We start from the raw sequence: 25,931 nt of genomic DNA, 5'->3' as shown, positions 1-25,931 counted from the left end.
CACCAAGGATCCTCAGGAGCCCAGCGCTCTCCTGTGGATCGAGCTGAACCACGAAGGCTCATGGGAGGCCCCCCCGGTCGTGACGGCCCTGTCGGGGATGACCATCACCTCCATCGACACCTCCTTCGGTTCCAGGACCATCTATGCCGTCATGGACGACGGCGCCACGGCTGCCAGCTTCCAGGTGCGCGGCAAGCTCACTGACCCCGAGACGACGTGCGACGTGGACCGCACGTTCACCCTGACGATCGACGAAGAGAACAAGGTCGAGATCACGAGGCACGACGCGCTCCCGTTCCTGCCGCACAGGCACGCCTCGCTCGATCCGCGCAGGCACGCCTCGTTCGACGTGATGCGATGCGACGGTGGCGACGTCGGGCTGCGCGCGCCGGGCGGCGACGACAACGAGCGCGTCCCACAGGCGAAGGCCGCTGGCACCACCGAGGCGACAGCCGATGTGGCGCGCGGCGACGCTGGCCGGAGGGACCGAGCAACGACCAGGCGAAGAGGCTGAGCGAGCGCGACGAGCGCGGCCCCGCGGTGGCGTCGTGGGCATCTCGACCTCACGGGTCGACCGCCCGCGCCCCGGGGAGCCCCCCGGCCGCTTCCACGGCCGGGACGGCGAAGATCCAACGGATCGTCGAGGGCCCACGCCGCGTCTGGTAGCCTGGTCGACGGGGAGCGAGCGGCCAGGACGCAGCGTGCTCGCCGCAGCGACGCTCCTCTGCGCATGGCGGTCCACGTCTTCATCTCCTACGCCCCCGCGGATCGGTCGCACCTCGAAGCGCTCGAGTCGCACCTCGCCTCCCTCAAGCGGCAGGGCGTGGTGAGCACCTGGCACCGCGGCCGGATCGGTCCAGGTGCGATGCGCGACGAGTCGATCGCGGCGGAGCTCTCCTCCGCCGAGGTGGTGCTCCTGCTGGTGAGCGAGGCGTTCCTCGCCTCCGACAGCTGCTACGAGCGGGAGCTCGGGCGAGCGCTGGAGCGGCATCGCAGCGGGGCGGCGCGCGTGGTGCCCATCCTGGTGCGCGCCTGCGACCTCCAGGGCACTCCACTGGCGGAGCTCCAGGCGCTGCCTCGCGATGGGGCGGCGGTGGCGAGCCGGGCCAACCCGGATGAAGCCTGGAGGGAGGTTGTACAAGGCATCCGCGCGGCGGTGGAGGAAGCCGCCGCCAGCGCGCGGCCGGAGGCGGCGTTCACCGGCGCAACCGCGCTGCCCGGCGCGCTCGGCCTGAGCCTGCGCGAAGCAGACGATACGATCCGCGCTGTCGACAAGCAGATCGCCGCCGCACAGAAGCGGCGGGTGAGGCTGAGGGCCGCCGGCGCGAGCACCGAGGAGGTGGACCGGGAGATCGTGGACCTCCGGCGCAAGCGCCGGGAAGGCGGCCAGCTCCACGTCGGCGAGGAGCTCAGCGACGGCCGGTACCTGCTGCTGGAGCGGATCGGGCGCGGCGGGTTCGCGACCGTGTGGCGCGCGCTCGACGCGAGGAGGGGCGACCTGCCCGTGGCGATCAAGGTGCTGCACCCGAACCTGGCGGGCGACGAGGGCCGGCTGGAGCGGTTCTTCCGCGGAGCGCGCGCGATGGCGGAGCTCGACCACCCCGGCGTGGTGCGCATGCTCGATCCCAAGGGCGAGGACAGCGGCTGGCATTACTTCGTGATGGAGCTCGTCCATGGCGAGGACGTGCACAGCGCGGTCATCGGGAAGCGGCTGCCAGCAGAGCGGGTGATCCCGATGCTGCTCAGCGCTGGAGAGGCGATCTCGTTCGCTCATGAGCGGGGGCTCGTGCACCGGGACGTGAAGCCGGCGAACATCCTGCTCGACGCGGAGGGGCTGCCGCGGATCACGGACTTCGATCTGGTGTGGGCGCGCGACACGACGGGGGGCACGAGGAGCGGGGCGCTGGGGACCTTCCTCTATGCGGCGCCGGAGCTGATGCACCGCCCGCAGGACGCCGACGCGCGCGCGGACGTGTACGGGCTCGGCATGACGGCGGTGTTCTGCCTCTATGGGGCGGAGCTGCCGCCGATCATGATGCGGTATCCGGGGCGGGTGCTCGAGCGGCTGCCGTGCAGCGACGCGGTGCGGAAGGTGCTGGAGCGAGCGATCGAGTTCGAGGCTTCGGAGCGATTCCCCGACGTGGCGTCCTTCTGTTGGGCGCTCTGGGAAGCGGCTTCCATCACCCCGGCCCCGCCCACGGACGAGGACGGCGCGGAGCTCGATCCGTTGGACGAGGCCGAGATCATAGACGACGAGCCGTGAATCTGCCTCTTCTCCCCATCGGCGTTGACCGAGATTCACCCCTATCGTCCACATGCACATGGCCGAGTGATCGCCGTCGACGTCCGCGATCGGTTACACGGCCTTGCCATGAAACATGGCCCCAGCCACGGCCGGGCTGCCAGGCCCAGCGAGCGCAGGCACAGGGCAAGAATCGTCCAGAGAATGACGCAGGGCGCGTCGAACGCAGATACCGTCACCCAGCCGGCTTGCGCGTATACCGGTGCTTCACCCCGAGCGGGAAGTACTCCGGATCCCCCGCCGCCCTCAGCGTCACCCGCGGCGCCCGCTTCCCTGCCGGCACGTAGTTCCTGAACTCGCTGTTCAGCCGGACGAGGTGCTCCTCGATCGACCGCTCCGCCGCCTCGCGCCGCGCCTCGCTCTCCCCTTCTCCCGGCGCGAGCTCCACGACCACCGAGAGGACCACATCTCTGTCCGCGCCCTCGCGGACCTCCAGCACGAACTTCCCGGTCACCCACTCCTTCACGCCGGGCTGCTCGATGCCCACGACCACGTTCTCCGGATAGATGTTCGCCCCGAAGTACGACACCGTGAAATCCGAGCGCCCGAACACATAGACGAACGGGAGCTCCCGGGCCCCGCGCTCCCCGTCGAGCTCCCGCAGCGGGTCGAAGCCGAAGCCGCCCAGGGCCGCGATCATGTCCGCGTGCGAGTAAACGCCCCCGCTGTCGAGGATCGCGTAACGGACGAGCGGGACGCCGTTGTCGCCCGAGAAGAGGAGCATCCCGTCGCGCTGCTCGAAGAACCGCTCCGCCGGATCGTACTGCACGAGCGTGGGGAGCCGGTCCTGCCCGAACAGGGCGCGCGCGGCGTCCGGCCTCCCCGCGAGGAACCGGCGGATCGCGACGCTGAGCGGCGTCTCGTTCCCCAGCACGCCGGCGTCCGCCGTCCCGTACAGCGAAGCCGAGTCGTAGCAGGGCGACGTCGACCCGACGCGCTCGCCGACCAGGGTCCGCCACTCCTCGCTGAACACCTCCCCGGCCATCACGAGCTTGATCCGGAAAGGCGCCCAGTCGACGCCCCGGGCCCGCCCCGTGTCGATTACGTCCTTCAGGAACGGCGGATATCCGAGCAGGACGACCTGCTCGAACGCCGGCCCCAGATCCTGCACGACACGGAATATCTCGTCCTTGTTGTTGCCCGGCGTGACGACCGTGATCGGATACCCCTTCGCCGCGAGGTGACGGCAGCACGCGGCGGTGTACATCCCGCCGACCCACGAGCCGAGCGCGAAGCACACGACGGCGAGCGTGCGGCGCGTGTCGGCCCGGAAGCCGTCGTGGAACACCTGCTCGAAGCGCCGGGCGACCGGGAGCTCGTCCGTGATGGAGCGCGGCCAGAACGTCGGCTTGCCCGTCGAGCCCGAGGAGACAGCGATCATGTCGCACGGCTCGACGCGCCCGCCGCGGCACAGATCCGCGATGGGGTGCCTGAGCACGTAGTTCTGCTTCGTGATCACCGGCAGCGCCGCGAAATCCGCGGGCGTCCGGACCGCCGCCGGGTCCACGCCGTGCTCCGCGAGGAAGCGGCGGTAGGCAGGGACAGCGGCGGCGACCTCGTGGAACAGCGCGAGCGCGCGCTCGGCCGGATCGGCCTCACGGTGCCGCGACAGCGCCGCGTCGAGCGGCGTGCTCAGGAAGGCGTCGATGGCCGCCAGGACCCGCTTGGGTTGCACATCCTGCATCGCGAGATCTCCCTCCGTCCGATGGTTCGCAGAAAGCGAACGCCGGTTCAACGAAAGCGCCCGGCTGCCTCTCTATACCCTCGGGGGCGAAAGCGGCCGCGCAGGGTCAGCGCCCTCCACCCCGCACTGCGCCGGAGAGCTCCGCCGCGAGCGCGATCTCTTCGGCGCGCTTCTCGTAGCCGTCCGGCGGCTCGGAAGGCGGGTTCGCGAGCAGCGACGTGATCACCGTCTCCAGCCAGCGCCGGAGCGGCGTGTGCTGGAAGCCGAGCTCCGCCTTCGCCTTCGCTGGATCCAGCAGCGACATCCAGCGATCGCTGAACGGCGACATCGCGACCGGGTCGATGCCGCGGGCCCTGAGCGCCGTCGACGGGATCGGCGCGAGCCGCGCCGGCGCGCCGAGCAGCGAGGCGATGAGCTCGAGCAGCTCGGGGAGCGTCGGCGTCTCGTCCATGCAGAGGTTGTACGCCTCGCCGAAGGTCGACGGCGCGAGGAGCAGCTTCACGATCGCCCTCACGACGTCGCCGCTGTAGACGTGCCGCACCGGGTGTCCGCCGCCGTCCGGGACGAGCAGCGGTCCGCCGTCGAGCATGCGGACGATGTACCGATCGAGGCGGCGGTAGGGATCGCGCTCCCCGTTCACCATCGGGATGCGCAGGACGGTGGCGGGAAAGCGGTCCCTCTGCCAGGCGGCGGCGATCTCCTCCTCGCAGCCGCGCTTGTTCATGCCGTAAGACCACGCCTCGCGGTCCTTTTCGCCCGCGGGCTCCGGGAGCAGCGGGCCGTGGTAGTCGCGCTCGCGCGACGGCCGCGGGCACGCCTCCCGGACGAGGTACACCGAGCCGGTGCTGATCATCACGTAGTGACCGACGCGCCCGCCGCCGAGCGCCTGGGCCGCCGCGCGGCCGTCCGCGGCCGTGTATGCGGTGAAGTCCACCGCGGCGTCGAACTCGCGGCCTCCGAGCGCCTTCGCGAGATCGCCGGCCGCGCGATCGCAGCGGACCCGCGCGACGCGATCGCCGAACGCGTCGGGCGTCGCGCCGCGGTTCAGCAGCGTGACCTGGTGGCCCGCCGCGAGCAGGCGATAGACCAGGAAATGACCCATGAATCGAGTGCCGCCGAGCACAAGGACGCGCATGCGCGGCAACCTATCACCGCCGCGCGCAATGACGATGACGATGACGAGGACGTCATCGGTCGGCACCGCGCGACCGCCGCGCGCAGGCGCCGCCGCCGGGCGGCCGCGCGCGGCGCGGACCGGGACCAGGTCGACCCCCGGTCGTGCTAGATAGCGGGCCGTGCCGTTCTCCCACATCCTCGGCCAGGACACCGCGATCGGCACGCTCGTGCGCGCGCTCGAGGCGGGCCGCGTGCACCACGCCTACCGCTTCGAGGGCCCGCCGGGCGTCGGCAAGGAGCTCGCGGCCGTCGCCCTCTCCCAGGCGCTCGTCTGCACCGGGGGCGACCCGCTCGGCTGCGGCCGCTGCGACGCGTGCCGGCGCGCGGCCGCGCGCTCCGACGGGCGCCCCGCGGCGCCGCTCCACCCCGACGTGCAGATCGTCGCGAAGAACTTCTACCCCGCCGCCGTCATCGGCCGGAGCCGCGACGAGCTGACCGAGATCTCGGTCGACCAGGTCCGATCCATCGTGCTCGCCCACGCCGCCTACCCGCCCCACGAGGGGCGCGCTCGGGTGTTCATCGTCCGCGACGCCGAGGACCTCAGCGTCGGCGCCGCGAACGCGTTCCTCAAGACGCTCGAGGAGCCGCGGCCCGGCACCCACTTCATCCTCTTGACCTCGCGCGGCGACCGCCTGCTCAACACGATCCGCTCGCGCACCCTGCCCGTGCGCTTCGCCCCGCTCTCCGAGGCCCTCATTCGCCGCGTCCTCCGCGATCGCGGCGTGCCCGAGGGGCGGCACGACCTCGCCGTCGAGCTCGCCGCCGGCAGCGCGTCCACGGCGCTCGATCTCGCGGACGAGGAGCAGACCGCCTCGCGCGACGCCTTCGTGAAGGGTGTCCTCGACGCCGCGGCCGCCCGGGACCTCGGCCCCGCCGTCGCGTTCGCCGAGTCGGTCGACCGCGACAAGGGCGCCCTCAAGGACGACCTCCGCGCGCTGAGCGCCGCGCTCGCCCGCGAGGCCCGCGCCGCGGTCGCGTCCGATCCGCGCCGCGCAGGCCTGTCGGCCCGGCGTTACGCGGCGGTCTCCCGCGCCGTGGCGCAGCTCGAGCGCAACGCCTCGCCGAGCCTCGCGATGGCGTCGCTGATCGCGGAGCTGCGCAGCGTCGTCGGCTGACAGGCGCCGCGCGACCCTGCGATGCCGCGCAGGCCGCGCAGGCCGGCGTCAGCCCTCGCCGCCTCCGCCCAGCCGGTCGTATCCGCCGTCCTCGACGCGCCGGCCGGCCCACGCGTGGATCCGCCCCTCGCTGGCGAGCACCACGGCCGCGTCGTGCCCGGCGCCCTCGTAGAGGGCGATGATCCCTGCGTCGCCCACGGAGGGCGCGCCCTGCCCGCACCGCTCGAGCGCCGCCGGCAGCCGCGCCCGCCGCCGCATGGTCGCGCCCGCGATCTCGAGCGTCGCCGGCGGCTCGTCCGGCGAGTCGGCCGCCGCAGGCGCGAGCCACAGGATCTCGCGCCGCGGCGCGGGGAAGGCCACGACCGCCCCGTGCGCGCCGCCCTCGGGCGCGAGGAACACCGCGGCGACGATCTCGCCCCGCTCGCGCGCGACGATCGCGCCCGAGAGCCAGCGCTCCTCGCTCCCGGCGAGGACCACGTCGCCGAGCGCGAGCGGCAGCTCGTGCCACGGCGCGTCCCCCTGGGGCGCCGCCGGCCCGCCCCGCGCGCGCTCGCCGCCGCTCCCTCCCGGCGCCTCCCGCTCGCGGCGCGACGCCATGTAGCCCACGGTCGCGGCCACCGCCGCGGCGGCCGCCGCGAGCAGCGTGAGGCTCATCGCGCGCCCCTGTGCACGGGCGCCGCGCCCGCGCCCGCCAGCGCGAGCGCCTGCGAGAGCGCCTGCTGGAGCGCCCGCGCCCGCGCGCTCACCTCCTCGAGGGCGCGCGGCGCGGGCGTGCCCTGATCCGGCAGCAGCGCGGCGATGATCGCGGCAGCGGAGCAGTGCGCGCCCACCTCGGCCGCCCTCTCCAGCGAGATGCCGCCGATCGCCACGACCGGGAGCCCGGGACGCGCCCGCTCGACCAGGGCGCGCAGCGACGCGAGCCCCTCGAGACCGACCACGGCGTCGGGGCGCTCCTTGCTCGAGGTCGCGAAGATCGGCCCGATGGCCACGTAATCGAGGCGATCGAGGGAATCGCCGGAATCGCTTGAATCGCGGAGCTCGCTCGACGCCCGCAGCGCGGCCTCGATCTGCGCGGACGTGTGGGTGGAGAGCCCGACGCGCAGCGGGACGGAAGCGCGCTGCGCCAGCCCGCGAACCGCGGCCACCGGGAGATCGTCCTGGCCGACGTGCACGCCGTCGCAGCGGGCGAGGATCGCGAGATCCGCCCTGTCGTTCGCGAACAGCGGCACGCCCGCGCGCGCGGCCAGCGGCTGGATCGCGCGGAGGAGCGAGAGCGTCTGGGCCGCGCCGCCCCGCTTGTCGCGCAGCTGGATCGCCGCGGGGCGCGCGTCGAGGACGGCCTCGGCGAACGCCGCAGGATCGAGCCCGCGGCGCGCGAGCGAGTCGGTGTCGACGATGGCGTAGAGGCCGCGCATGACCACGCTTCGAGCGATGGGAGAGCGCCCAGGCGCTCCGGAGGAGGCCAGGCTCGCTGGCTACGCTAAGGTTGACGCCCCCGGAAAGAAAGCGGAAGCGTTCGCTCCCGAACGGATCCTCCATGCGCACACGTCTCGTCCGGATCGCCTGTCTGTTCACCTCGATCGCTCCGGCTGCAGCGGCCGTGATGGGGCTCGCGTCGAGCCCTGCGCTCGCGGAGGAGAAGTCGAGCCCCGCGCAGCAGACCGAGGGGCCGGGCTCCTCCGTGCCCGCCGAGGGGCCGAAGGCAGGCGCGGCCCCGCCGCCCGCAGCGAGCACGGTCGCCGCGCCCAAGGCGAGCGTCGGTGCGCCCAAGGCGAGCGCGAAGAAGAAGGCGCCCGAAGCCCCGCCGCTGCCGCCTGCGCCGGCGCGCCTGTGGCTCATCGCGCCGTCGCCTCACGGGCCATGGACGTTGCGGATCGACAACGAAGGGGAGCGGCCGATGCGCATCCCGGCGGACGTGCGGCTGCTGCGCCTGGAGGTCGACACGCTGAACAAGCGCACGAAGAAGACGGTTCGTTGCGCCGCGCCCGCGGGGCTCAAGCCGAGCGGCTTCCCGGAGCGACGCGCGCTGCTCCTCGCGCCCGGTCAGTCGTACATGGAGCATTTCGACCCGCGCCTGCTCTGCTTCGGCAAGGACGAGGCGGCGCTCGCTGGCGGGTCGGTGGTGAAGGCCTGGTATGGCTGGGGTCCGCCGCCCAAGTGGTCGAAGAAGCCGCCGGCGGCTCCGTTCGCTGCGGAGTCGACGGACCATCCGCCGGCGTTCGCCCCTGCGCCCGGCCTCGCGGGGCCCACCGTCGTGCTGAGCTACGGCCTGCCCCACGAGGAGGCCACGGAGACGGAACACGCGGGCGACGCCAAGACGCCGTCGCCGGCGGACCAGACAGCTCAGCCCCAGGACGACAAGGCCGCTCAGCCCCAAGGCGACAAGGCGGCTCAGCCCCAGGACGACAAGGCGGCTCAACCCCAGAGCGACAAGTCCGCTCAACCTACGGACGACAAAGCGGCCCAGACGTCCGCGGACAGTTCCGCTGGCGAGGCCGCGGAAAAGCGCGTTCCGTCGGACAAGGACCACGGCGCCGGTCCGCGGGGCAAGCCGATCGTGGACGCCAACGCGCCTCGCCTCGAGCTCACGAGCGACCCCTGGTCCGACGCGGCGAACCCTCGCTCGATCGTCGTCCGGGTGAGCGCGAAGAACGCTGGCAGGCGCCCCATGACCGTCGCCATCCGGTCTCGGATGTTCGGGTTCCACGTCGCCGGCCCGAACGGCGAGACGATATGCGCGGCGGCGCCGCCGACCGGGGCGGTCCCACGCGATCTCTTCAAGACGCTGAAGCCCGGCGCATCGGTCGACGTCTCGCTCCTCCTCCGGGAGATCTGCCCCACCGACACGTTCAACCGCGAGGGCCTCTACGAGGTGACGGCCACGCTGCACGCGAACGAGCCGGGCACCGATCTCGCCCTGGACGCGTACACGGCCGTCGTCCCCGCCAAGAACACGACGCTCCTTCGCGTGAAGAGCGCACCAGAGCCGTTCTACGCGGCCGCGCCGAGAGCCGTGCCGACGCCGAAGCCCGAGGCCGGCCAGGCATCGGAACACGAGGATCACGACCCGTAGAACGAAGTAGACACCCTGAGACGGTGAACGCCGTCCCGGGCGCGATCTACACCGGCAGGATCCCCCGCTTCTTCTCCGGCCGCTCCACCCGCTTCTTCCGCGCGAGCTCCAGCCCCCACGCGATCGCCCTCCGCGTGTCCCGCGGATCGATCACGTCGTCGATGAGCCCCCAGCCGGCGACCTTCATCACATCGATGTTCTTCTGGATCGCGTCGACCATCCCCTGCTTCACCTCCGGCGGCGGCGGCGCGTCGCCGAACATCTTCCTCGCCGCGATCCCGAGCATCCCCTCCGGCCCCATCACGCTGATCTCCGCGGTCGGCCAGCCGACGATGAGGTCCGGCTCGTACGCGCGCCCGCACATCACATAGTAGCCCGCGCCGTACGCCTTGCGCACGACCACCGTGATCTTGGGCACCGTGGCCGCCGCCATGACATGCAGCATCTTCGCCCCGTGGCGGATGATCCCCTCGTGCTCGACCTTCGAGCCGATCATGAACCCCGGCACGTCCTGCAGGAACACGAGCGGGATGTTGAACGCGTCGCAGATCTGCATGAAGCGCGCGGCCTTGTCCGACGCGTCCACGTCGAGGATGCCGCCCATCTGGGTCGGCTGGTTCGCCACGACGCCGACCGGCTGGCCGCCGATGCGCGCGAGGCAGGTGATGATCGAGCGCGCCCACCGCGGCTTCAGGTCGAACCGCTCGCCGTGATCGACGATGGCGTCGATCAGCTTCAGCATGTCGTACGCGCGCCGCGGGCTCTCCGGCAGGAGGTCGAGCAGCGACTCCTCCCGCCGGTCGATCGGATCCGTGACCGGCAGGCGCGGCGGCTCCTCGTCGCAGCTCGAAGGGAAGAACGACAGGTACCGCTTCACCGCGGCGACGCACTCGGCGTCGCTCGGGTACTCCGCGTCCCCGACGCCGCTCTTCGTCGCGTGCACCTTGCTGCCGCCGAGCTCCTGCTCGGAGATGTCCTCGCCCGTCATCGCGCGCACGAGCGCCGGGCCGCCGAGCGCCATCGAGCCGACGTCCTTGACCATCGGCACGAAGTCCGCGAGCCCCGGGATGTACGCGGTGCCCGCTGCGCCTGGCCCCACCATCGCCGCGACCTGCGGCACGACGCCGCTCATGTGCACCTGCTCGCGGAACAGGTGCCCGGAGCCGGCGAACAGCGAGATGCTGTCCGGGTGCATCGAGCCGGGATCGATGCGCGCCCCGCCCGAGTCGATGAACCACACGATGGGCCATCGGCCGCGGAGCGCCATCTGCCGCAGCCGGGTCACCTTCTCTTCGCCCGTGTGCCCGATGCTGCCGCCCTTCACGGTGAAGTCGTATGCCGCCGCGCAGACCATCCGCCCGTCGACCTTGCCGAACCCGCAGACCACCGCGTCCGCCGGCGGCCTGTCGCCCCCGTCCGGCCCGGCCGCGAGCCCCATCTGCGTGCCGTGCATCCCCACCTCGAAGTGCACGCCGTCGTCGAAGAACGCCGCGAGCCGCTCCCGCGCCGTCATCTTCCCGCGCGCGTGCTGCTTCGCCACGCGCTCCTCGCCGCCCATCCGCCGCACCTGCTCCCGGCGGGCCTCGAGGTCCTTCACGAGCTCTCGCATGTTCACGGGCCACCTCTCCCTGCGCGCCCCGGCGCGCCTACTTGCCCGACCAGCGGGGCTTTCGCTTCTCCAGAAAGGCCAGGAGCCCTTCCCGCGCGTCGTCCGTCGCGAGGCAGCCGGCGAGCCGCTCGCGCAGGAGCGGCAGCGCCGACTCGAGGTCGAGATCGTCCTGCGCCGCGAACGCCTCCAGGCCGAGGCGCACCGCGATCGGGCTCTTCGAGGTGATGGCGGAGGTCACCTCGTCGACCGCGGCGTCGAGCGCGCCCGGCTCGACCACCTTGTTGAGCAGGCCGCACTGCGCGGCCTCGTCGGCGTCGAGGCGCTGCCCGAGGAGCATCATCTCCAGCAGCTTGCGCCGGCTGACGTGCCGCTGGAGCACCGCCATGATCATCATCGGGAACAGGCCGACGTTGATCTCCGGCGTCCCGAGCTTGGCGCCGCGGGCGCCGATCGCGAAGTGCGACGCCGCGACGAGCCCGAGCCCGCCGCCGAGCGCGTGCCCGTTCACCCGCGCCACGATCGGCTTGCTCGAGTTGGCGAAGGCGAGCAGGAGGTCCGCGTAATCGCCCTTCATCTGGGGCGGCGGCGCCCCGTCGGCGCCCGAGATCTGCGCGAAGTCCCCGCCCGCGCAGAACGCGTCGCCCGCGCCGGTCAGGACCACGCAGCGCACCGACTCGTCCGCCGCGCCCGCCGCGAGGGCGTCGAGGAGCTCGCTCACCATCGCCGGCCCGATCGCGTTCTTGCGCCACGGGTTGTTCAGCGTGAGCCGGAGGACCCCCCCCGCGGAGAACGCCTGGATGACCGTGTACGCGCGCGCCGTCACGAGGCCGCTCCTGCCGCTCCTGCCGCGCCGCCGTCGTGAAGGCCCAGGATCTGCCGGGCTTCCTCGACCGTCGCCGGCCTGCGGCCGACGTCGCGCACCATGCGCACGGCCACCTCGCAGAGCTCACCGTTGCTGCGCGCCATCTCGCCGCTCGGCAGGTAGAAGTGGTCCTCGAGCCCGCACCGCACGTTGCCGCCGAGCACGAGCGCCGCCGCCAGCATCCTCCACTGCCCGTGGCTGATCCCGATCACCTCCCACTCGGAGCCGGGAGGCATGATCCTTGTCTGGAGCTGGAGCGACTCCACGTGCGCGGGGATGCCGCCCAGCACGTTGACGATGAACGAGAACTGGAGCGGTGGTTTGAGGAGCCCCATGTCGACGAGCGGCCAGGTGCCCTGGGTGTGCCCCGTATCGAAGCACTCGAGCTCGGGCTTCGTCCCGGCCTCGTTCATGGCGTGAAGGAGCTTGCCGATCTTCGCGTACGTGTTGGGAAACACCATATCGAAATCGAAGGTCTTCCGCGCGCGGGAGTACTTCGAGTAGTTCATGGTGCCCATGTTGAGCGCCGCGATCTCGGGGCGGCTCTCCCGGAGGGTGGCGCACTGCTCGCTCACGTCGTCGAGGAGGGTGCCCGTCGAGAAGTTCAAGATCACCGGGCAGCGCTGGCGCACCTCGTCCTTGATCCGCGCGAACACGGCCGGAGAGAACGTCGGAGATCCGTCGTCGTTGCGCGCGTGGATGTGCACCGCCGCCGCCCCTGCGTCGTAGGCCCGCTTCGCCTCCTCGGCGATCTCGACCGGCGTATACGGGATGGCCGGGCACTGCTTGCGGCCGGCGAGCACCCCTGTCAGCGCGCAGGTCACCACGCAGATATCGGGATCTCGCCCGTTCGGATCCCTCGGTTCCCCGGTGAACGTCGGCTTCTCTCTCATGCCCCCTGCCTCCCTTTCGCGTCCTCAGCGCCGTCGCTCTTCTTCAGTCCGGTTCTGTCCGACCCGCGACACCACCTGTTTTTGCAGCTTCGTCAGGATCCGGAGCAGATCGCGCAGATCGGTCGGGCTCAAGCTGAGCAGCGCGCTCCGGAAGATCTCCATCGGTTCGACCTGGATCTCGCGGGCGAGCCGCGCCCCCTTCTCGCTGAGCCGGATGTGGACGACGCGCCGGTCGGCCTTCGAGCGTTCGCGCCGGACGAGCCCCTCTCGCTCCATGCGATCGACGATCCCGGTCACGGTGCTGTTCTGCGCCCGGATGCGCTCCGACAGCGTGGACAGCGAGAGATCCTGGAACGACTCGAGCAGCTTGAGGATGGTGAGCTGTGGCCCGGTGAGGCCGAACCCGCTCGCCATGCCCTTCGTGAGCCTGCGCGACTCCGTGTAGAGATAGATGATCATCTCCACGATGGCGTCGATCTCCGGCCTCTCGGGCGGCGGCAGGGTCGCTGTCACGATGCTTCGTGTACGAAATATTCGCTCCCCGGGGTTGCGTCAAGCTCCCGCGCCCCCCGACCGAGCGAGCGCTGCCCCACCGCAGTCCCCCGGTCACCAACGTGAACGTTCACGTCGTCGTGAACGTTTACGTGGTCGTCGTCGTGAACGTTCACGTCGTCGTGGTCGTGGTCGTGGTCGTGGTCGTCAACGATAGGCCGTGAACGACCACGACCACGACCACGTTCACGACCACGTAAACGTTCGGGGGGAGAACGCGGCGCGAAGCGGGAGCTACCGCCGTCCCCGCCGCCGCTTCCCTGTCCCCCGGTCTGCCCGGAGCTCCCGGATGCACCACCTCAGCGCCTCCTGGAGGTCCCGATGCACCTGGACGGACGAGAGCTCGACCCCGAGCGACGAGGCCGTCTGCGCCACCTGCGGCTGGACCCCGGCCACGACCCCCTGCGCGCCGAGCAGCTCGATCGTCTGCAGCATGCTGATGAGGTGCTGCGCCGTCGTGGAGTCGACCTCTTCGACCCCCGTCACCTCGACGATCGCATAACGCGACTTCGTCTCGACGATCGTGTGCAGCAGCTTCTCCGTGATCTCGGTCGCCCGGTGACGATCGATGCTGCCGACGAGCGGCAGCACGAGCACGCTGTCCCAGACCTGGATGATCGGCGTCGACAGCGTCTCGATCGCGGACTCCTGCCGCGAGATCACCGCGCGCATCGACTCCTGCTGCTCGACCACCTCGCGCAGCGACTCCTCGGCGCGCATGCGCTCCAGCGTGATCGCGAACATCTCGCCGATGACCTGGAGCAGCGCCCGGACGCTCTTGTCCCACGCGCGGGTGGATCGCACCGCGTCGAGCCCCACGACCCCCACGAGCCGCCCGGCGTACGCTGCAGGCATCCGGACGAGCGAGGCGATCCCGAGCTCCGTGAAGGCCCGCCGCTCGCTCGCTGCCTCATCCGGCAGATCGGCCACGCGCGGCACGTCGCACACCTCGAGGCGGAACAGCCGCTCGACGAGCCACGGATACACGTCCCTGGACACGACCCCCCGCTCCGCGCGCAGCGACGGCACCCCCTCGGCGCACCACTCGTGCGTGTTCAGGAACCGCCGCCCGTCCTCCGCGAGGAGGAAGAGGCTCGTCCTGTCGGCGCGCAGCGCCTTGCCGAGCTCCGCGAGCGCCGAGTGGAAGCCTCGGTCGACGTCCGAAAGCTTCACGTTGATGAAGTGGGCCGAGATCGACGCGACCAGCATCTTGGTCTCGATCCGCTGCATCAGCGCCCGCTCGAGGCGCTTCTGCTTGCCCACGTTGCGCGCCCAGCCGTACACGAGCCCCTCGCTCGGTACCGAGAGCATCGACCACGACAGCCAGACGTAGAGGCCGCTCCTGCTCCTGCACCGGTTCTCCAGCCCGAGCGTGACGGGCCCCTGCCGGAGCCGATCCATCTGCTCCCTGGTCGCGACGACGTCGTCCTGGTGCACGAGATCGAGGAGGCTCCGGCCGACGAGATCCTCCGTCCCCAGGCCGAGCGTCCGCTCCCAGGCGCCGCTCACACGCAGGAACGATCCATCGCTCCGCAAAACACACAGCGGATCGGGACAGACAGCGAAGAACCTCTCTACGTCCGCTTCGTTCGAAGGTGTGTCCATCGCCGGCAGCCCTACCCAGCCCACACCCCCACGCTTAGGTCTCCTTGACGTCCTCGAACGTCGTCCGCGCGGCCACGTGCTCCTCGTTCAGGTTCAGCAGGATGGGCAGCGTCTCGTGCTGCCAGTCATCGTCGAGGATCCGCCGCACGGTCACCCGGCCGGGCACCAGGTTGTACACGGCGTCCACGATATCCATGATGACGTAGAAGCCGTTCGAGTTGCAGAACCGCATCTTCACGAAATCCATCACAGTGGACGTGATCGGGTGCTGCGGGAGGACTCGGGCGAGCTCGTCCAGGTAGCTCGACAGGTACCGGTACGGGTTGTCGATCCGGATAGCGCCCTCGAAGGTCAAGACGAGGCGGTTGTCGTCATCGAGCCGGGCGACCGACTGAAAGACGCTCAGCCCGCCATCCGTGATTTCTCCATAGCTGAGAGCCTTCATACGCGACCTTTCGTGGAAAACATACGCAGCCTTTTCAAGGGAAAGTAGCCTGGACGACGAGGATTCCATCGACGTACTGCGTCGAGAGATGGAATTTGTTCTCGGCGGTCAACCGAATGAGCCCTAGACCGCCCCTGCGTCGATCGTTGCGCCTCTCGCGCACCGTCCTGGCAAAGAGCTCTCTCGGGTCCTCCGCGGCGAAGATCTCGTCGAATACCGCCTTGACGGTCCGGTACTCTTCCGGCGTAACGCGGTTGGATACCTTGATCAGCAATCGATCCGGATCGATGCTCAGATCGAGCCGCACCTCGCTCTCACGCTCGGTCCCGTGCTGGAGCACGTTGGTGACCAGCTCCGTGACCACCACGTTGACCTTCTGGCAGATCCGTCTGGGATAGAACCTCACCAGAAGCGCGTCCAAAAAGTTCGCAAGCAGGCCGGCCACGTCGCCCGTGATGTGATCGATCGGAGATATATATATCGATGCACCGACCGACGTCTGCGAATGATTCTTCTCGGGCTTCATCAGGCGCACCTTCGCAGGATGATCAGTGTGATGTCGTCCGCGTCCGCGACCCGGAACCGCGTGTAGTCCTCGATGCACCGGTCGAGGATCACCTGCACCGGTTCCTCGCTGTGCTTGACGACGATTTCGTTGAGACGTTGCACGGAATATATCTCCCCGCTCGCGTCCTGCGCCTCGAACATCCCGTCTGTGTACAAGGCGAGGACGTCATCCTCCTCGAACGGCAGCTCGAACTCATGAAATGGCTTGATGCGCAGACCGATGAAGTTGCTCACCCGGTTGAACGAGCGAGGCGTACCGCGACGGACCAGGAGCCCGTACCCTCCGCCCGAGACGTAGCGGAGGAATCGGTCAGTAAACATGACGAAGTTCACCGTCGCGTACCGGCGAACCTCCCGGAGGAACGAGTAAGCGCTCCGGTTCACCCAGTCCACGATCGCCCCTGGGCTATCGAGCCGCTTGGTAGCGTGGGCGAACTGCGCCTTCAGAAACGCCATGATGAGCGCCGACGATACTCCGTGACCTGAGATATCGTAAACACCTATCGCGTGGCGCTCGCCGGGAAGGTAGAAGAAGTCGTAGTAGTCTCCTCCGACCTGGGCGAGCTGCTTGTGGAAGATCGCCATGTCGAACGACGAGGCGATGGCCCCGCTCGCCTCCGGAAGCAGGGCGCGCTGGACCTGCCGCGCCACCGCGAGGTCGTCGTCGATGGCCCGGTTGTACCCTTCAAGCTCGTTCTCGATGCTGGTCGCGTGCTCCAGGATCGCCTCGTGCACCAGCGAGAGGTCGTCGAAGTCGAGCTTCAGCTTGTCGACGTACTCCAGCAGCGCGCTGCAGCGCTCCATGAAGTCTGTGAAATTCCCCTCCTCGCGGAGCAACGTGTTCCACGCTTGCCGCTCCTTCACGATCGCCCTGATGGCATCCAGATTGCTCTGCTTCTGCAGGAAGCCTCTGGAGTGCATCGAGCTGATGTCCTTGGGTGCAGTCATGGCTCGACCTGGACGCGATTCGGGTTGGACGGAAGAACCCATCCGATCTCAATCACAGAGTATCATCTCGAAGTTCTGATTGAACTTCTTGAGGTTGGGCAGCGACTTCCCCTGCCACGGGATGGACTTCGACCCACGGACGATGAGCTGGAGCTCGCCCTTCTTCCTGGTGGCGATCGCGAACTTGTAGAGGACGTTGATCCCCGAGCTGTTCAGGAAGTTCAGCGCCCTTACGTCGAGTGTGATGGTGGGAGGGTTCGTGGCCAGGACCTTGTCGAGCAGCTCCTCGATGGGGGCGTACTCGGTGGTGCCGCCAAGACGAAGGATGCCTTCCAGGTACACCACCACCTCAGAGGGATCGTACCAAACCCGATAGTTACCACCTTTGATTTCCATTCTCGACCTTTCATTCAAAATAGGAATCCTGGCCATGGTCTTGATGCTGAAGCTGTTGACCGAGATCGGGTCCAGCTTCCACCCAAGACTCACACCGTAATCATTCATGATGATGAGATACCCGAGCCCCGACCCGGCGTTCTCCGCGTCTTCGGCGTTCGCCTCCGCCTGCCGACGCAGGAGCTCCCCAGGGTCCTCCTGCGTGAGCTCGAGGAGCTTCTCACGGAGCGAGGGGACGGCGGCGTTCGTGATCTGGTTGCTGACGAGGCACACCAGGTCCTCACGCCCGATACCCACGGTCACGGTGATGTCACCGTGCTGATTGAACTTGACGGCGTTCTCAACCAGTTCGTTCAGAACGTACCCGATGGCGCCTGAGACCTCGTCTCGGCTGATGAGCCTGTCCTCGCCGTCTATCTCCGGAAAGAGCTCGCCGAAGTACTCGGCCATGAAGTTGGCCGTCAGGTTACAAAGGCTCCATCTCACCGCGAACGAGTCGGGGTACAACGTCAGCGACATGTGTTCGCTGAACGAATCGTCTAAAGAGTAGACGCCGATGATTTCGCTCATGGTAATGCCCAGTCTCCCCCTTGCTCATACCCTCTTAATGACAAGTACAGTGATGTCATCATGGATTTTGTTGTAGCCTACGTGCGCCAAGACGTCCTCGATGATAGCGTCCTTGATCTCCCGCGAGGTCCTTTCGTGGTTTCGCGAGATCACCTGACACAGACGGTCGATTCCGTACTGCTCCTCTGCAGAGTCCTCCGCCTCGGTGATCCCGTCGCTGAAGAGCGTCACGACGTCCCCGGGCTCCAGCTTCACCTCGATGCTACCGATGAAATCGCTGATATCCAGGTCGATGCCTATCGGCAACCCGAGCCCCATGGTCTCGACACGATCGAGGGTCCCGTCCTTCCGGACGATGATCAGGTCCTCGTGCTGACCGGTGAGCTGGAGCTCGCCGTCGCTGTAGTCGAGCAGGGTCAGGGACAGGTTCTTGTCTGACCGGATGCGCTGGATGTTCTGGTAAATGACCTTGTTGACGATGCTCAGGAACTTCTTCGGATCCCGCTCGTTGGCCGCGAGCAGCGTCCGGACGGCCGTCTGGACCATGAGCATCAGCACGCCGCTCTCCAGCCCGTGGCCGGTGACGTCGCCGATGCCGATCTTGACGAGCCCGTCGCTCCGGAGCACGTCGTAGTAGTCCCCGCCGACCTCGTCCGCAGGGGCCATGTAGCCCGCGATATCGAGGCCCGGGATCTCCTGGAGCTCGCTCGGCGCGGGGAGCACCATGAGCTGGAGCTGACGCGCGACGTTGAGCTCGGCGCCGAGCCGGATGTTCTCCTGGGCGAGCTTCGCGTTCAGCTCGCTGATCTCCTCGTTCGCCTTCTCGAGGGCCCTCGTCCGCTCGCCGACGAGCTCTTCGAGGTTGTTCGTGTAGGCCTCGATCTCGCTCGCCATCTCGTTGAACGCGACGCCGAGCTGCCCGATCTCGTCCGCGGAGTTCACGTCGATGCGAACGCCGTAATCGCCCTCGCGCATCCGCGTCGCGCCGGTCGAGAGCGCGACCAGCGCGCCCGTCATCTTGCGGGAGATCAGGTAGACGCCCAGCATGAGCACGAGGAACGAGGCGATCGTGATGAGGACCTGGGTCCCGACGATCACCGTCCTGCTCTTCTCGATGCTCTTCTGCGCCGCGAGGAGCGAGGCGTACATCTCCTTCTTCGGGACGACGAAGCCCATCGTCCACCGCTCCTTGGCGATGCGCGCGTCCGGCCCGGCCCAGCCGTTCACCGGCGCGAGCCGCTGGAGGGCGATGATGTACGTCTCGCCCGATATCACCATCTCCCGGTAGTCGACCTTATCATCGTTCGGGAGGACGATGCCAGACACCCCCGCGTCCTCGCTGTCCTTGAAGAACCGCTGCAGCATGCCGACGCCGGAGTTCTGGCCGGCGCCCGCGTCCGTGCGCAGCCGCAGCGTCTTGGCGCCGAGCTCGTTGACCGCGAAGACGTTCCCGTCCGCCTGCGCCAGGAAGGCGAAGCCCGCGGTGGCCAGCTTGACGTCCTTGATCGACGCGATGAGCTGCGCGAGCGTCAGGTCGAGGCCGACGGACCCAACGAACGTCTTGCGGTCCTTCGCCCAGAGCGGGTGGAACGCCGTCATCACGATGCCGCCGCCCGCCGCGTCGTCGTACGGCGCCGTGACCGTGGTCTGATCCGGGTGCGCATCCAGCCCGGCGGGGTCCTTCGCCCACTCGTTCCAGCTCTCGGCGATACCGGGGAAGAAGAACTTGTACCACCCCTGGTCGTTGTGCCCCGGATACAGCCTGTCGAAGGTCGACGCCATGTCCGTGTACGGCGTCAGCCGCACATACGGCTTGTCCTCGGGGCCGATGTAATAGATCTGAAGCTTGTCGGCGCCGTACTTGCCGAACGCGGGCAGGATCAGATCGAGAAACGCCGTCTCGTCGACGGCCCTCTGGACCTCGGGCCGGATCGTCCCGTCCTTCCCCAGGTAGCCCCAGACGCTGACGACGCTCGGCTCGCGCGGATCGTTCTGGTACCAGTTCCCCTTCGGGTTGTACTTCATCTGATCGCGAAAATACGGGAAGTCGGCGGCCGTCCGCAGGAACGGGGCGATCTCCTCCTCGCGATCGATCACGGTCTGAAGGATGCCGGCGAGCGTCTGGAGATCCCTGTACGCCTCGCCGAGCCTGAGGTTGACGTGAGTGGCCTTGTCCTCCAGGTGATTGGTGAGGTACTCGCGGTTCGCCGAGTTGAGGCCTGCCTCGATCTCCGCGGCGGCCTCGCTGCTCAGCCGGTGGATGCCTTGCCGCCCGACGACGACGTTCCACACGGCACCGAGCAGGACGCTGACGCCCGTCACGAAGATGATCTTGGTGCTGAACTTCCTGAACCTGAAGAGCAGGCTCTGAGCCCGCTGTTCGCCAGGGTTCCGAGGTTGGACGCTCACGGCTGGCAATCTCCTAACGGCACGGCCCTGGGCCACTCGATCGGCATCACGACGCGACGGAGCATGATGACCCAGCCTCCCCTCACATGACCCGCATCGGCTTGCGGCCGGAGCCGGCATAGATCGGCCACGAGGCGAGGCCGTGCGGGTGCGTGATGGCCGCCATGTGAGCGCGCAGCCCGGTGCTCAGCTCCGCGTGGTAGTCCGGCGGGGCGCCGGCGGTCCGGGCCATGTTGGCGGTCACGGAGATCCAGCACTCGACGACGCGCGCGAAGTCGAAGCAGTCCGTGTTCATGTTGTTGATGTCGATCAGGTTGACGCGGATGTCCTCGAGGCCGGCCTCCCCCAGGATCTGCCGCGTCTTTATCCCCGTATCGAGATCCATCCCGATCGACCTGCCGAGCTCGACGAACCGCTTGTAGGTCGCGCGGATGAGGTCCTGCTCCGGATAGCCGTACGCGCACGACAGGAGCTCGTTCGTGATGTAGATCCGGCCGCCCGGCTTGCAGATGCGGTAGAGCTCCTGCATGATGCGCTCGGGCTGCGGAAAGACCTGGAGCGACAGACGGCAAGACACGAAGTCGAACGAGTTGTCCGGCAGGAGCAGCGCCGCGGCGTCCCCGTACTGATACTCGACGTTCTCCAGCCCGAGCCGCCGTATGTGGTCCTGCGCGTACCGGAGCGCGGGCCGGGAGTGATCGACCCCGGTGACGTGCTCTGGCTTGAACTCCTTCTGGAGCAAGATCGCGAAGTCGCCGAAGCCGCACGCGATGTCGGCGATCTTCATCCCCGGGTAGAGGCCGTGGTTCGTCAGCCCCGTCTTCTCGTGCTCCCAGATGATCCGCTCCTGGAGGCGGAGGACGTCGATGAACTCGGCATCTTCGAGCATTCCCTGGCTCGGGTAGAACGCGACGTCGTAGATCTCGACGGAGACGCTCGAGTAGATCTCCGCGATGACCTGAAACTTGCGGATCGCCCAGGGGATGACGCTGGAGATGATCAGCCTGATCTTGAGGTTGGGACGAGCCTCGACGGCCCAACGGACAAACCTGTTGATCTCCAGGAATGCCACGTTGTTCATGTACTTGAGCCGCTTGAAGTCCAGGCAGAGCTCGCCGCTCGCGTTCTTGGCCGCGGTCTCCAGCGTGCCGCGGATGGCCCTCATCTGATCGGCACCGAACGGCCGCAGCATGCCCGAGAGCGCAACCTCCTGGTCGGTCTGGTCGACGCGCATGCTGAAGGTCACCTGCGAGCGCCACGAAGGGAGGCCGCTCGCAGACGAGGGCGGTACGGCGGATTCGCGACCGATCGGAGCTGTCATAGTTCTTCTACCTCAGTGAACGGGAACTGAATCGCCAGGAGGAGCCAGTCCCCGCTCGTGGGTTCGGAGATACTGAGCTTCGAGCCGTAGACGACCGCGAGTTCGAGCAGCCCGAGCGCCTGAGCGTCATCATCCGGAACGTCGTGCTCTAGCTGCTCTCGATACCAGGCCATCGGGTCCGGCTGATTGGCCAGCTGGACAGCATGGTTGTAGAACTTGGCGCTCTGCTCGTTGATCGGGACCTCCGCCTCGACGAGGATGTGGTTCTGCTTCTTGCGGAACCGCATCTTGATCTCGCCGGTGGCGCCGTGATTCCGGTATATCGCTTCCAGCAATTCGTTGAAGAACGTCGATAGCAAGGTCGCGTGGCGCTCGGGGTCATCCTCATTGGCGCTCGCGTACCTCGCGAGGAAATTGGCTAGCTGATGACAGTGGTTCCACCGTTTACTGAAGCCACCGACCGAGAAGTTCGCGGAAATGACCATGCCGTCCGCCGGTAACGCGGGCGGCGGTCGCAAGGTCGGAGCTATGTCGGCCTGCTTGGAAACGGACATCAAAGCCTCGGGGGTTGGTTGACAAGTGAGGCACGAACGAGGTTACCCGGGTTCGGGGTGCCCCGTCGAGTGCATCGCGAGGTTTCCAGCGAGCGCCATCCGGGCCTTCACGCGGCAGAAACGTCAGCGGCCGCCCGGCCGGTTGCACCAGGCATGCCATCGCGCCGTAAACTTTCTGTGATACAGCTCTCATTTATCGAAGATCACTGGCCTCATGACCAGGTGAACCGATGTAGGGTACCGTCTGCTGGTCGACGGTTCCGTTCGGCCGTTTCGCTCTGATCCGGGTGAAACGGGCTCCGCTTGCCTCGGCACGCGATGTTCGTGGGTCACCACGACAGGCAGACATTTTGTCCACAGAGCACCCGCGCCGGCGGCGCCATTTGTAATTCGCTACACATGCGCTCGCCGCTCGCCATCGGCGGAGCGCACAGTGGTTGACCATCAGACCATTTAGAGCAGCAGAAGAGAGGTAATCGAAAGTGCGTCGCTGCTGTCAACCCCTTCCTGCGCGCGACGAAGGCGCGCTCAGACATCGTGTGGTCCCGCGAGTCGCCGCGGGAGTGCGAGGAGATCCGTGCGCCCACCTACCAGCTAGCCCATCGCGCGCCGGGGCCGAGTGCGTCTCTCGGACGCGGATTCGGTATGCGGGCCTCTCGCGCGGGAGTCGGCGTCTCGGGGCAGCGCCGCGACGCGCCCGCGCCGGGCGGGCGCTCGCGGCTGGCGCCGGGTGTCGTCTGGCGCCCGGGGAGCGCTTCACAACATGGATGGTACCGCGGCCCTCGACCTGCTGCGGGGCGCCGCTCGGCCGAGCGCCCCTGCCTTCGGCGCGAGCGGCGCGAGCGGCGCGAACGGCGCGAACCGCGCGAACCGCGCGAACGGCGAACCAACGCGCGAGGTCGGACATGGCAACGATTGAGCTTGACAATCAACCACGCAGGCTGCGTGTGTCCGCCGTTGCGCTGCCCGGCGCGGCTGCGCGCCGCCTCCCGAGCGCAGCGCGCAGCGCGGCCCGATCGCGGGCTCGCGCCGTGCAGCGCCGCCGCGGCGCGCGCGACCGGCGCCTCCGTGTCACCGCGGCGCAGCGCCGCGCCGCTCGATGGCGTCGAGCTCGTCCATCACCGCCTTCACCCGCGGATCCGTGGGATCGACGGCGCGCGCCTTCTCGTACGCCGCGCGCGCGTCCTTCAGCTGGCCGGACTGCGCCAGCGCGTTGCCCAGGTTGATCCAGGCGCTCCCGAGCTTGTCGTCGAGCCGGAGCGCCTCGCGGTAGAGCGCGGTCGCCTTCTGCAGGTCGCCGCGGAGGTGGTACGCATACCCGAGGTTCGAGCGGTACGTGGCGCGCGCCGGGTCGCGCGCCACCGCCGCCTCCAGATGCGGAACGGCGCGCGCGGGATCGTTCGCTGCGAGGAGCGCCGTCCCGAGGTCGTTCTGCAGGCGCGCGTCCGCGGGCGAGAGCCTCGCTGCGCGCTCGTAAGCGCGGATCGCGTCGGCCGTCCTCCCCGCGGCCAGGAGCGCTGTCCCGAGGTTCGCCTGCCGCTCCGCGTCCCCGGGGGCGAGCTCCGCGGCGCGCGTCAGCTCGCGGACGGCGTCTTGCAGGTTGCCGAGCGCGAGGTGAGCGACGCCGAGCGCGGAGTGTGCCTCGGCGTCGCTCGGGGCGAGCTCCGCGGCACGTGTCAGCTCGCCGAGCGCCGCGTCGGCGCGGCCGAGGACGAGGAGTGTGCGGCCGAGCTCGAGGTGCGCGAGCGCGTGATCGGGCTCGAGCGTCACCGCGCGCTTCAGCTCCGGGAGCGCGGCGAGCAGCGTCCTGTCGCCCGGCGCCCCGTTGTAGTCGGTGGACACGCCGGCCCTGGCGATCGCCGCGCGCTGGGCGCCGACGATCGCCGCGGCGTCCTTCCTGTCGAGCTGCGCGGCCGCGCGATAGGCCCTCTCGGCAGCGACGAAATCGCCGCTCGCATAGGCGGCGTCGCCCTCTTCGAGCTTCCTGTCCGCCGGCGTGCCGGTGCCGCGCGCGACGCGCGGAGGAGGGCTCGCCGCCGCTGCCTCGCTGGTGGACGGCGCGTCGAGCGGGACGCCCGAGCCGACCGGCGCGCCCACCTCGCCCGGGGCAGCGTCGCTCCCCGCAGGCGGCGCGGGCGCCGCGTTCGCCTGCGGATCGAGCCGGGTAGACGGCGCGGGGACCTCCCCCGAGGGTCGCGACGCCGGCGCCGGCGAGCGCGACGCCGCCGGGGCGCAGCCGGCGAGCGCGAGCACGACGCCGAGCCGGCGGATCGCTCCGCAGGCGCTCACAGCTTGTACGGGGTCATCGCGTGCTCCTTGCCGTCGTAGCGGAGCAGCACAGGCTTGTTATCCATCTTCGTCGCCACGCCGACCGGCCGCTTCCAGCACCGGACGAGCGCCACGAGCGTCTCGCGCGCGTAGTCGGCGCGCAGGTCGAAGCCGCCGTGCACGTGCTCGAGCAGGAGCTCTCCCCGGTTGCCGTAGTTGGCGTCGACGACACGGATGTACGGATCGCCGAAGTTCGTCAGCTGGAAGAGGAGCTTCTCCTTCACCTCCTTGAACTCGCGGCTCTCGATCTCGAACCTGTCGTTCCGCCCCGAGAAGCCGAACGTGTACATCTTCTGCTCGATCACGAACTCCGGCGTCAGGAACTCGTCGATGAAGGTCACGTCGTTGTAGAGCGCGCGCACCTGGAAGATCTTCTCGCGGCCGAGGCCGAGCCGCATGTCCCAGGTGCGCTTCGCGTCGAGGTCCGCGCACTCCTCCCACTCGCGGCCGAAGCGGCCCTTGTTCCATCGCTCCTCGATGTAGCGATAGAGCTCCACGCCGACCTTGTAGGGGTTGAAGCGGCCCGGCGCCGTCGCCATGACACCGGCGTTGTTCTCGGCGTAGTCGATGATCTCGGACGCATCGAGGACCTTCTCGGTCATCATCTTCGAGTGCCAGTACGAGGCCCACCCCTCGTTCATGATCTTCGTCTGGCGCTGGGGGACGAAGTAGTAGGCCTCCTCGCGGATGATCTCGAGCACGTCGCGCTCCCACCGATCGAGCGGCGCGTGATCGAGCAGGAACTTGAGCACGTCGCGCTCCGGGCGCTCCGGCACCTTGCGCTCCGGCTTCTTCTGGTCCTGCCGCTTCTTCCGCTGCGCCGCGAGGATCTCCTCCGGGTTGATGAAGGAGTCCATGTACTCCTTGGCCCGGAGCTTGTAGGTGTCCATCGGCTCCTCCGTGGGCTCCTCGTCCTCCTTGGGCGCAGGGCGGCCGCTGAAGGGGGCCCACGGGTCGATCAGGTTCTCGAGCGAGAGGCAGTGGTCGACGAACGCCTCGACCTTGTTGATGCCGTAGCGCTCGATGTGGCGCGACACGCGCGCGCCGTGGTTCGCCATCTTGTCGATCCACTTGCGGTCCGGATCGTAGGCGTCGCTCTTCCGCACGGGGTCGAGGATCGGGCCGCGATGGTCGAGATCGGTCGAGCGGAAGCAGAAGTTGTTCTTGAAGAAGTCGACGTGCGCGTACACGTGCGCCATGACGAGCTTCTGGTCGGTGAGCGAGTTGCCCTCGAGCAGGTACGCGTACGAAGGGTTGTTGTTGATGACCATCTCGTAGATCTTCGAGAGGCCATACTCGTAGCTCTTCGAGAGCTGCTCGTACTCCATGCCGAACCGCCAGTGCGGGTAGCGGCTCGGGAAGCCGCCGTACGCGGCGATCTCGTTCATCTGGTCGTACGTCAGCATCTCGAAGATGACGGGGAAGAAGTCGAGCCCGTAGTCCTGGGCGATCTTCTCGATGCGCTCCTTCTCGGTGCGCAGGTAGCGGGGAAGCGCGGTGTTCAGGGCGAACTTGCTCATAC

The 25,931-nt window shown here is 68.7% G+C and carries 23 protein-coding genes; 5 read left to right on the top strand and 18 right to left on the bottom strand.

Annotated features, from left to right (window positions below):
* Positions 1–79: 79 nt before the first annotated feature.
* Positions 80–514, top strand: coding sequence for a hypothetical protein (locus tag WMF19_RS10215; protein ID WP_437898891.1), 435 nt, complete (start codon positions 80–82; stop codon positions 512–514).
* 216 nt (positions 515–730) lie between these two features.
* A complete protein-coding gene (locus WMF19_RS10210; protein ID WP_437898890.1) occupies positions 731–2,263 on the top strand; it encodes a protein kinase domain-containing protein in 1,533 nt (510 codons plus the stop codon).
* 214 nt (positions 2,264–2,477) lie between these two features.
* On the opposite strand, the gene WMF19_RS10205 is transcribed toward WMF19_RS10210, so the two are convergent.
* Both WMF19_RS10205 and WMF19_RS10200 read right to left on the bottom strand, forming a co-directional pair.
* Positions 2,478–3,986 carry a phenylacetate--CoA ligase family protein gene (locus WMF19_RS10205; RefSeq protein ID WP_437898889.1) on the bottom strand — a complete coding sequence of 503 codons (1,509 nt, stop codon included), beginning with the start codon at positions 3,984–3,986 and terminating at the stop codon, positions 2,478–2,480.
* Between the two features lie 106 nt (positions 3,987–4,092).
* Positions 4,093–5,121, bottom strand: a complete 1,029-nt coding sequence (locus WMF19_RS10200) for an NAD-dependent epimerase/dehydratase family protein (protein WP_437898888.1) — start codon at positions 5,119–5,121, stop codon at positions 4,093–4,095.
* 160 nt (positions 5,122–5,281) lie between these two features.
* On the opposite strand from WMF19_RS10200, the gene WMF19_RS10195 reads away from it, so the two are divergent.
* Positions 5,282–6,277, top strand: a complete 996-nt coding sequence (locus WMF19_RS10195) for an ATP-binding protein (protein ID WP_437898887.1) — start codon at positions 5,282–5,284, stop codon at positions 6,275–6,277.
* Positions 6,278–6,325: 48 nt separating this feature from the next.
* Here the strand turns inward: WMF19_RS10195 and WMF19_RS10190 are convergent, their stop codons facing one another.
* Both WMF19_RS10190 and WMF19_RS10185 read right to left on the bottom strand, forming a co-directional pair.
* Positions 6,326–6,931, bottom strand: a complete 606-nt coding sequence (locus WMF19_RS10190; protein ID WP_437898886.1) for a hypothetical protein — start codon at positions 6,929–6,931, stop codon at positions 6,326–6,328.
* On the bottom strand, positions 6,928–7,692 hold the full coding sequence (locus tag WMF19_RS10185; RefSeq protein WP_437898885.1) for a thiamine phosphate synthase: 765 nt from the start codon (positions 7,690–7,692) through the stop codon (positions 6,928–6,930). Before WMF19_RS10185 ends, WMF19_RS10190 begins: the two co-directional genes overlap by 4 nt.
* Positions 7,693–7,814: 122 nt before the next feature.
* Here WMF19_RS10185 and WMF19_RS10180 point away from each other — a divergent pair, with 122 nt between their 5' ends.
* Positions 7,815–9,350 carry a hypothetical protein gene (locus tag WMF19_RS10180; protein WP_437898884.1) on the top strand — a complete coding sequence of 512 codons (1,536 nt, stop codon included), beginning with the start codon at positions 7,815–7,817 and terminating at the stop codon, positions 9,348–9,350.
* Positions 9,351–9,396: 46 nt separating this feature from the next.
* On the opposite strand, the gene WMF19_RS10175 is transcribed toward WMF19_RS10180, so the two are convergent.
* From WMF19_RS10175 to WMF19_RS10160, 4 genes are read right to left on the bottom strand one after another with little or no spacing between them, the layout of a single operon-like run.
* Positions 9,397–10,959 (bottom strand): acyl-CoA carboxylase subunit beta, encoded by a 1,563-nt coding sequence (locus WMF19_RS10175; protein ID WP_437901610.1) that lies wholly within the window; start codon positions 10,957–10,959, stop codon positions 9,397–9,399.
* 37 nt (positions 10,960–10,996) lie between these two features.
* Positions 10,997–11,782 (bottom strand): enoyl-CoA hydratase/isomerase family protein, encoded by a 786-nt coding sequence (locus tag WMF19_RS10170; protein WP_437898883.1) that lies wholly within the window; start codon positions 11,780–11,782, stop codon positions 10,997–10,999.
* Entirely contained in the window at positions 11,779–12,714 is a 936-nt protein-coding gene (locus WMF19_RS10165) for a 3-keto-5-aminohexanoate cleavage protein (protein ID WP_437898882.1), read from the bottom strand. Before WMF19_RS10165 ends, WMF19_RS10170 begins: the two co-directional genes overlap by 4 nt.
* A gap of 24 nt (positions 12,715–12,738) precedes the next feature.
* Positions 12,739–13,227, bottom strand: a complete 489-nt coding sequence (locus WMF19_RS10160) for a MarR family winged helix-turn-helix transcriptional regulator (protein WP_272101458.1) — start codon at positions 13,225–13,227, stop codon at positions 12,739–12,741.
* An 8-nt stretch (positions 13,228–13,235) separates the two neighbouring features.
* Between WMF19_RS10160 and WMF19_RS10155 the strand changes: the two genes are divergently transcribed.
* Complete coding sequence (locus WMF19_RS10155) at positions 13,236–13,430, top strand: hypothetical protein (RefSeq protein WP_437898881.1); 195 nt, start codon at positions 13,236–13,238, stop codon at positions 13,428–13,430.
* 70 nt (positions 13,431–13,500) lie between these two features.
* Here the strand turns inward: WMF19_RS10155 and WMF19_RS10150 are convergent, their stop codons facing one another.
* The 10 genes from WMF19_RS10150 to WMF19_RS10105 form a co-directional block, all read right to left on the bottom strand.
* Positions 13,501–14,871 (bottom strand): STAS domain-containing protein, encoded by a 1,371-nt coding sequence (locus tag WMF19_RS10150; RefSeq protein WP_437898880.1) that lies wholly within the window; start codon positions 14,869–14,871, stop codon positions 13,501–13,503.
* 34 nt (positions 14,872–14,905) lie between these two features.
* The gene (locus WMF19_RS10145) at positions 14,906–15,316 is read right to left on the bottom strand and encodes a hypothetical protein (protein ID WP_012234416.1); all 411 of its coding nucleotides are present in this window, start codon (positions 15,314–15,316) and stop codon (positions 14,906–14,908) included.
* Between the two features lie 34 nt (positions 15,317–15,350).
* Positions 15,351–15,842, bottom strand: a complete 492-nt coding sequence (locus tag WMF19_RS10140) for an ATP-binding protein (RefSeq protein WP_231864758.1) — start codon at positions 15,840–15,842, stop codon at positions 15,351–15,353.
* A complete protein-coding gene (locus WMF19_RS10135) occupies positions 15,842–16,831 on the bottom strand; it encodes a PP2C family protein-serine/threonine phosphatase (RefSeq protein ID WP_044964406.1) in 990 nt (329 codons plus the stop codon). Before WMF19_RS10135 ends, WMF19_RS10140 begins: the two co-directional genes overlap by 1 nt.
* A 48-nt stretch (positions 16,832–16,879) precedes the next feature.
* Positions 16,880–17,797, bottom strand: coding sequence for a slr1658 superfamily regulator (locus WMF19_RS10130; protein WP_012234413.1), 918 nt, complete (start codon positions 17,795–17,797; stop codon positions 16,880–16,882).
* 24 nt (positions 17,798–17,821) lie between these two features.
* Positions 17,822–20,206 carry a PP2C family protein-serine/threonine phosphatase gene (locus WMF19_RS10125; protein ID WP_437898879.1) on the bottom strand — a complete coding sequence of 795 codons (2,385 nt, stop codon included), beginning with the start codon at positions 20,204–20,206 and terminating at the stop codon, positions 17,822–17,824.
* Between the two features lie 82 nt (positions 20,207–20,288).
* A complete protein-coding gene (locus WMF19_RS10120; protein WP_272101455.1) occupies positions 20,289–21,452 on the bottom strand; it encodes a methyltransferase domain-containing protein in 1,164 nt (387 codons plus the stop codon).
* 71 nt (positions 21,453–21,523) lie between these two features.
* Positions 21,524–22,081, bottom strand: coding sequence for a hypothetical protein (locus WMF19_RS10115; RefSeq protein WP_272101454.1), 558 nt, complete (start codon positions 22,079–22,081; stop codon positions 21,524–21,526).
* Between the two features lie 1,071 nt (positions 22,082–23,152).
* Positions 23,153–24,370, bottom strand: coding sequence for a tetratricopeptide repeat protein (locus WMF19_RS10110; protein ID WP_437898877.1), 1,218 nt, complete (start codon positions 24,368–24,370; stop codon positions 23,153–23,155).
* A complete protein-coding gene (locus WMF19_RS10105) occupies positions 24,367–25,929 on the bottom strand; it encodes a SpoVR family protein (protein WP_272101452.1) in 1,563 nt (520 codons plus the stop codon). The genes WMF19_RS10110 and WMF19_RS10105 overlap by 4 nt, the downstream gene beginning before the upstream one ends.
* Between the last annotated feature and the right edge of the window lie 2 nt (positions 25,930–25,931).

Origin of the sequence: Sorangium sp. So ce124 (genome assembly GCF_051525235.1) — a bacterium.
GTDB lineage: Bacteria > Myxococcota_A > Polyangia > Polyangiales > Polyangiaceae > Sorangium > Sorangium atrum.
The sequence above is the reverse complement of the archived record's forward strand: the minus strand, read 5'-3'. Positions and strand labels throughout refer to the sequence as shown.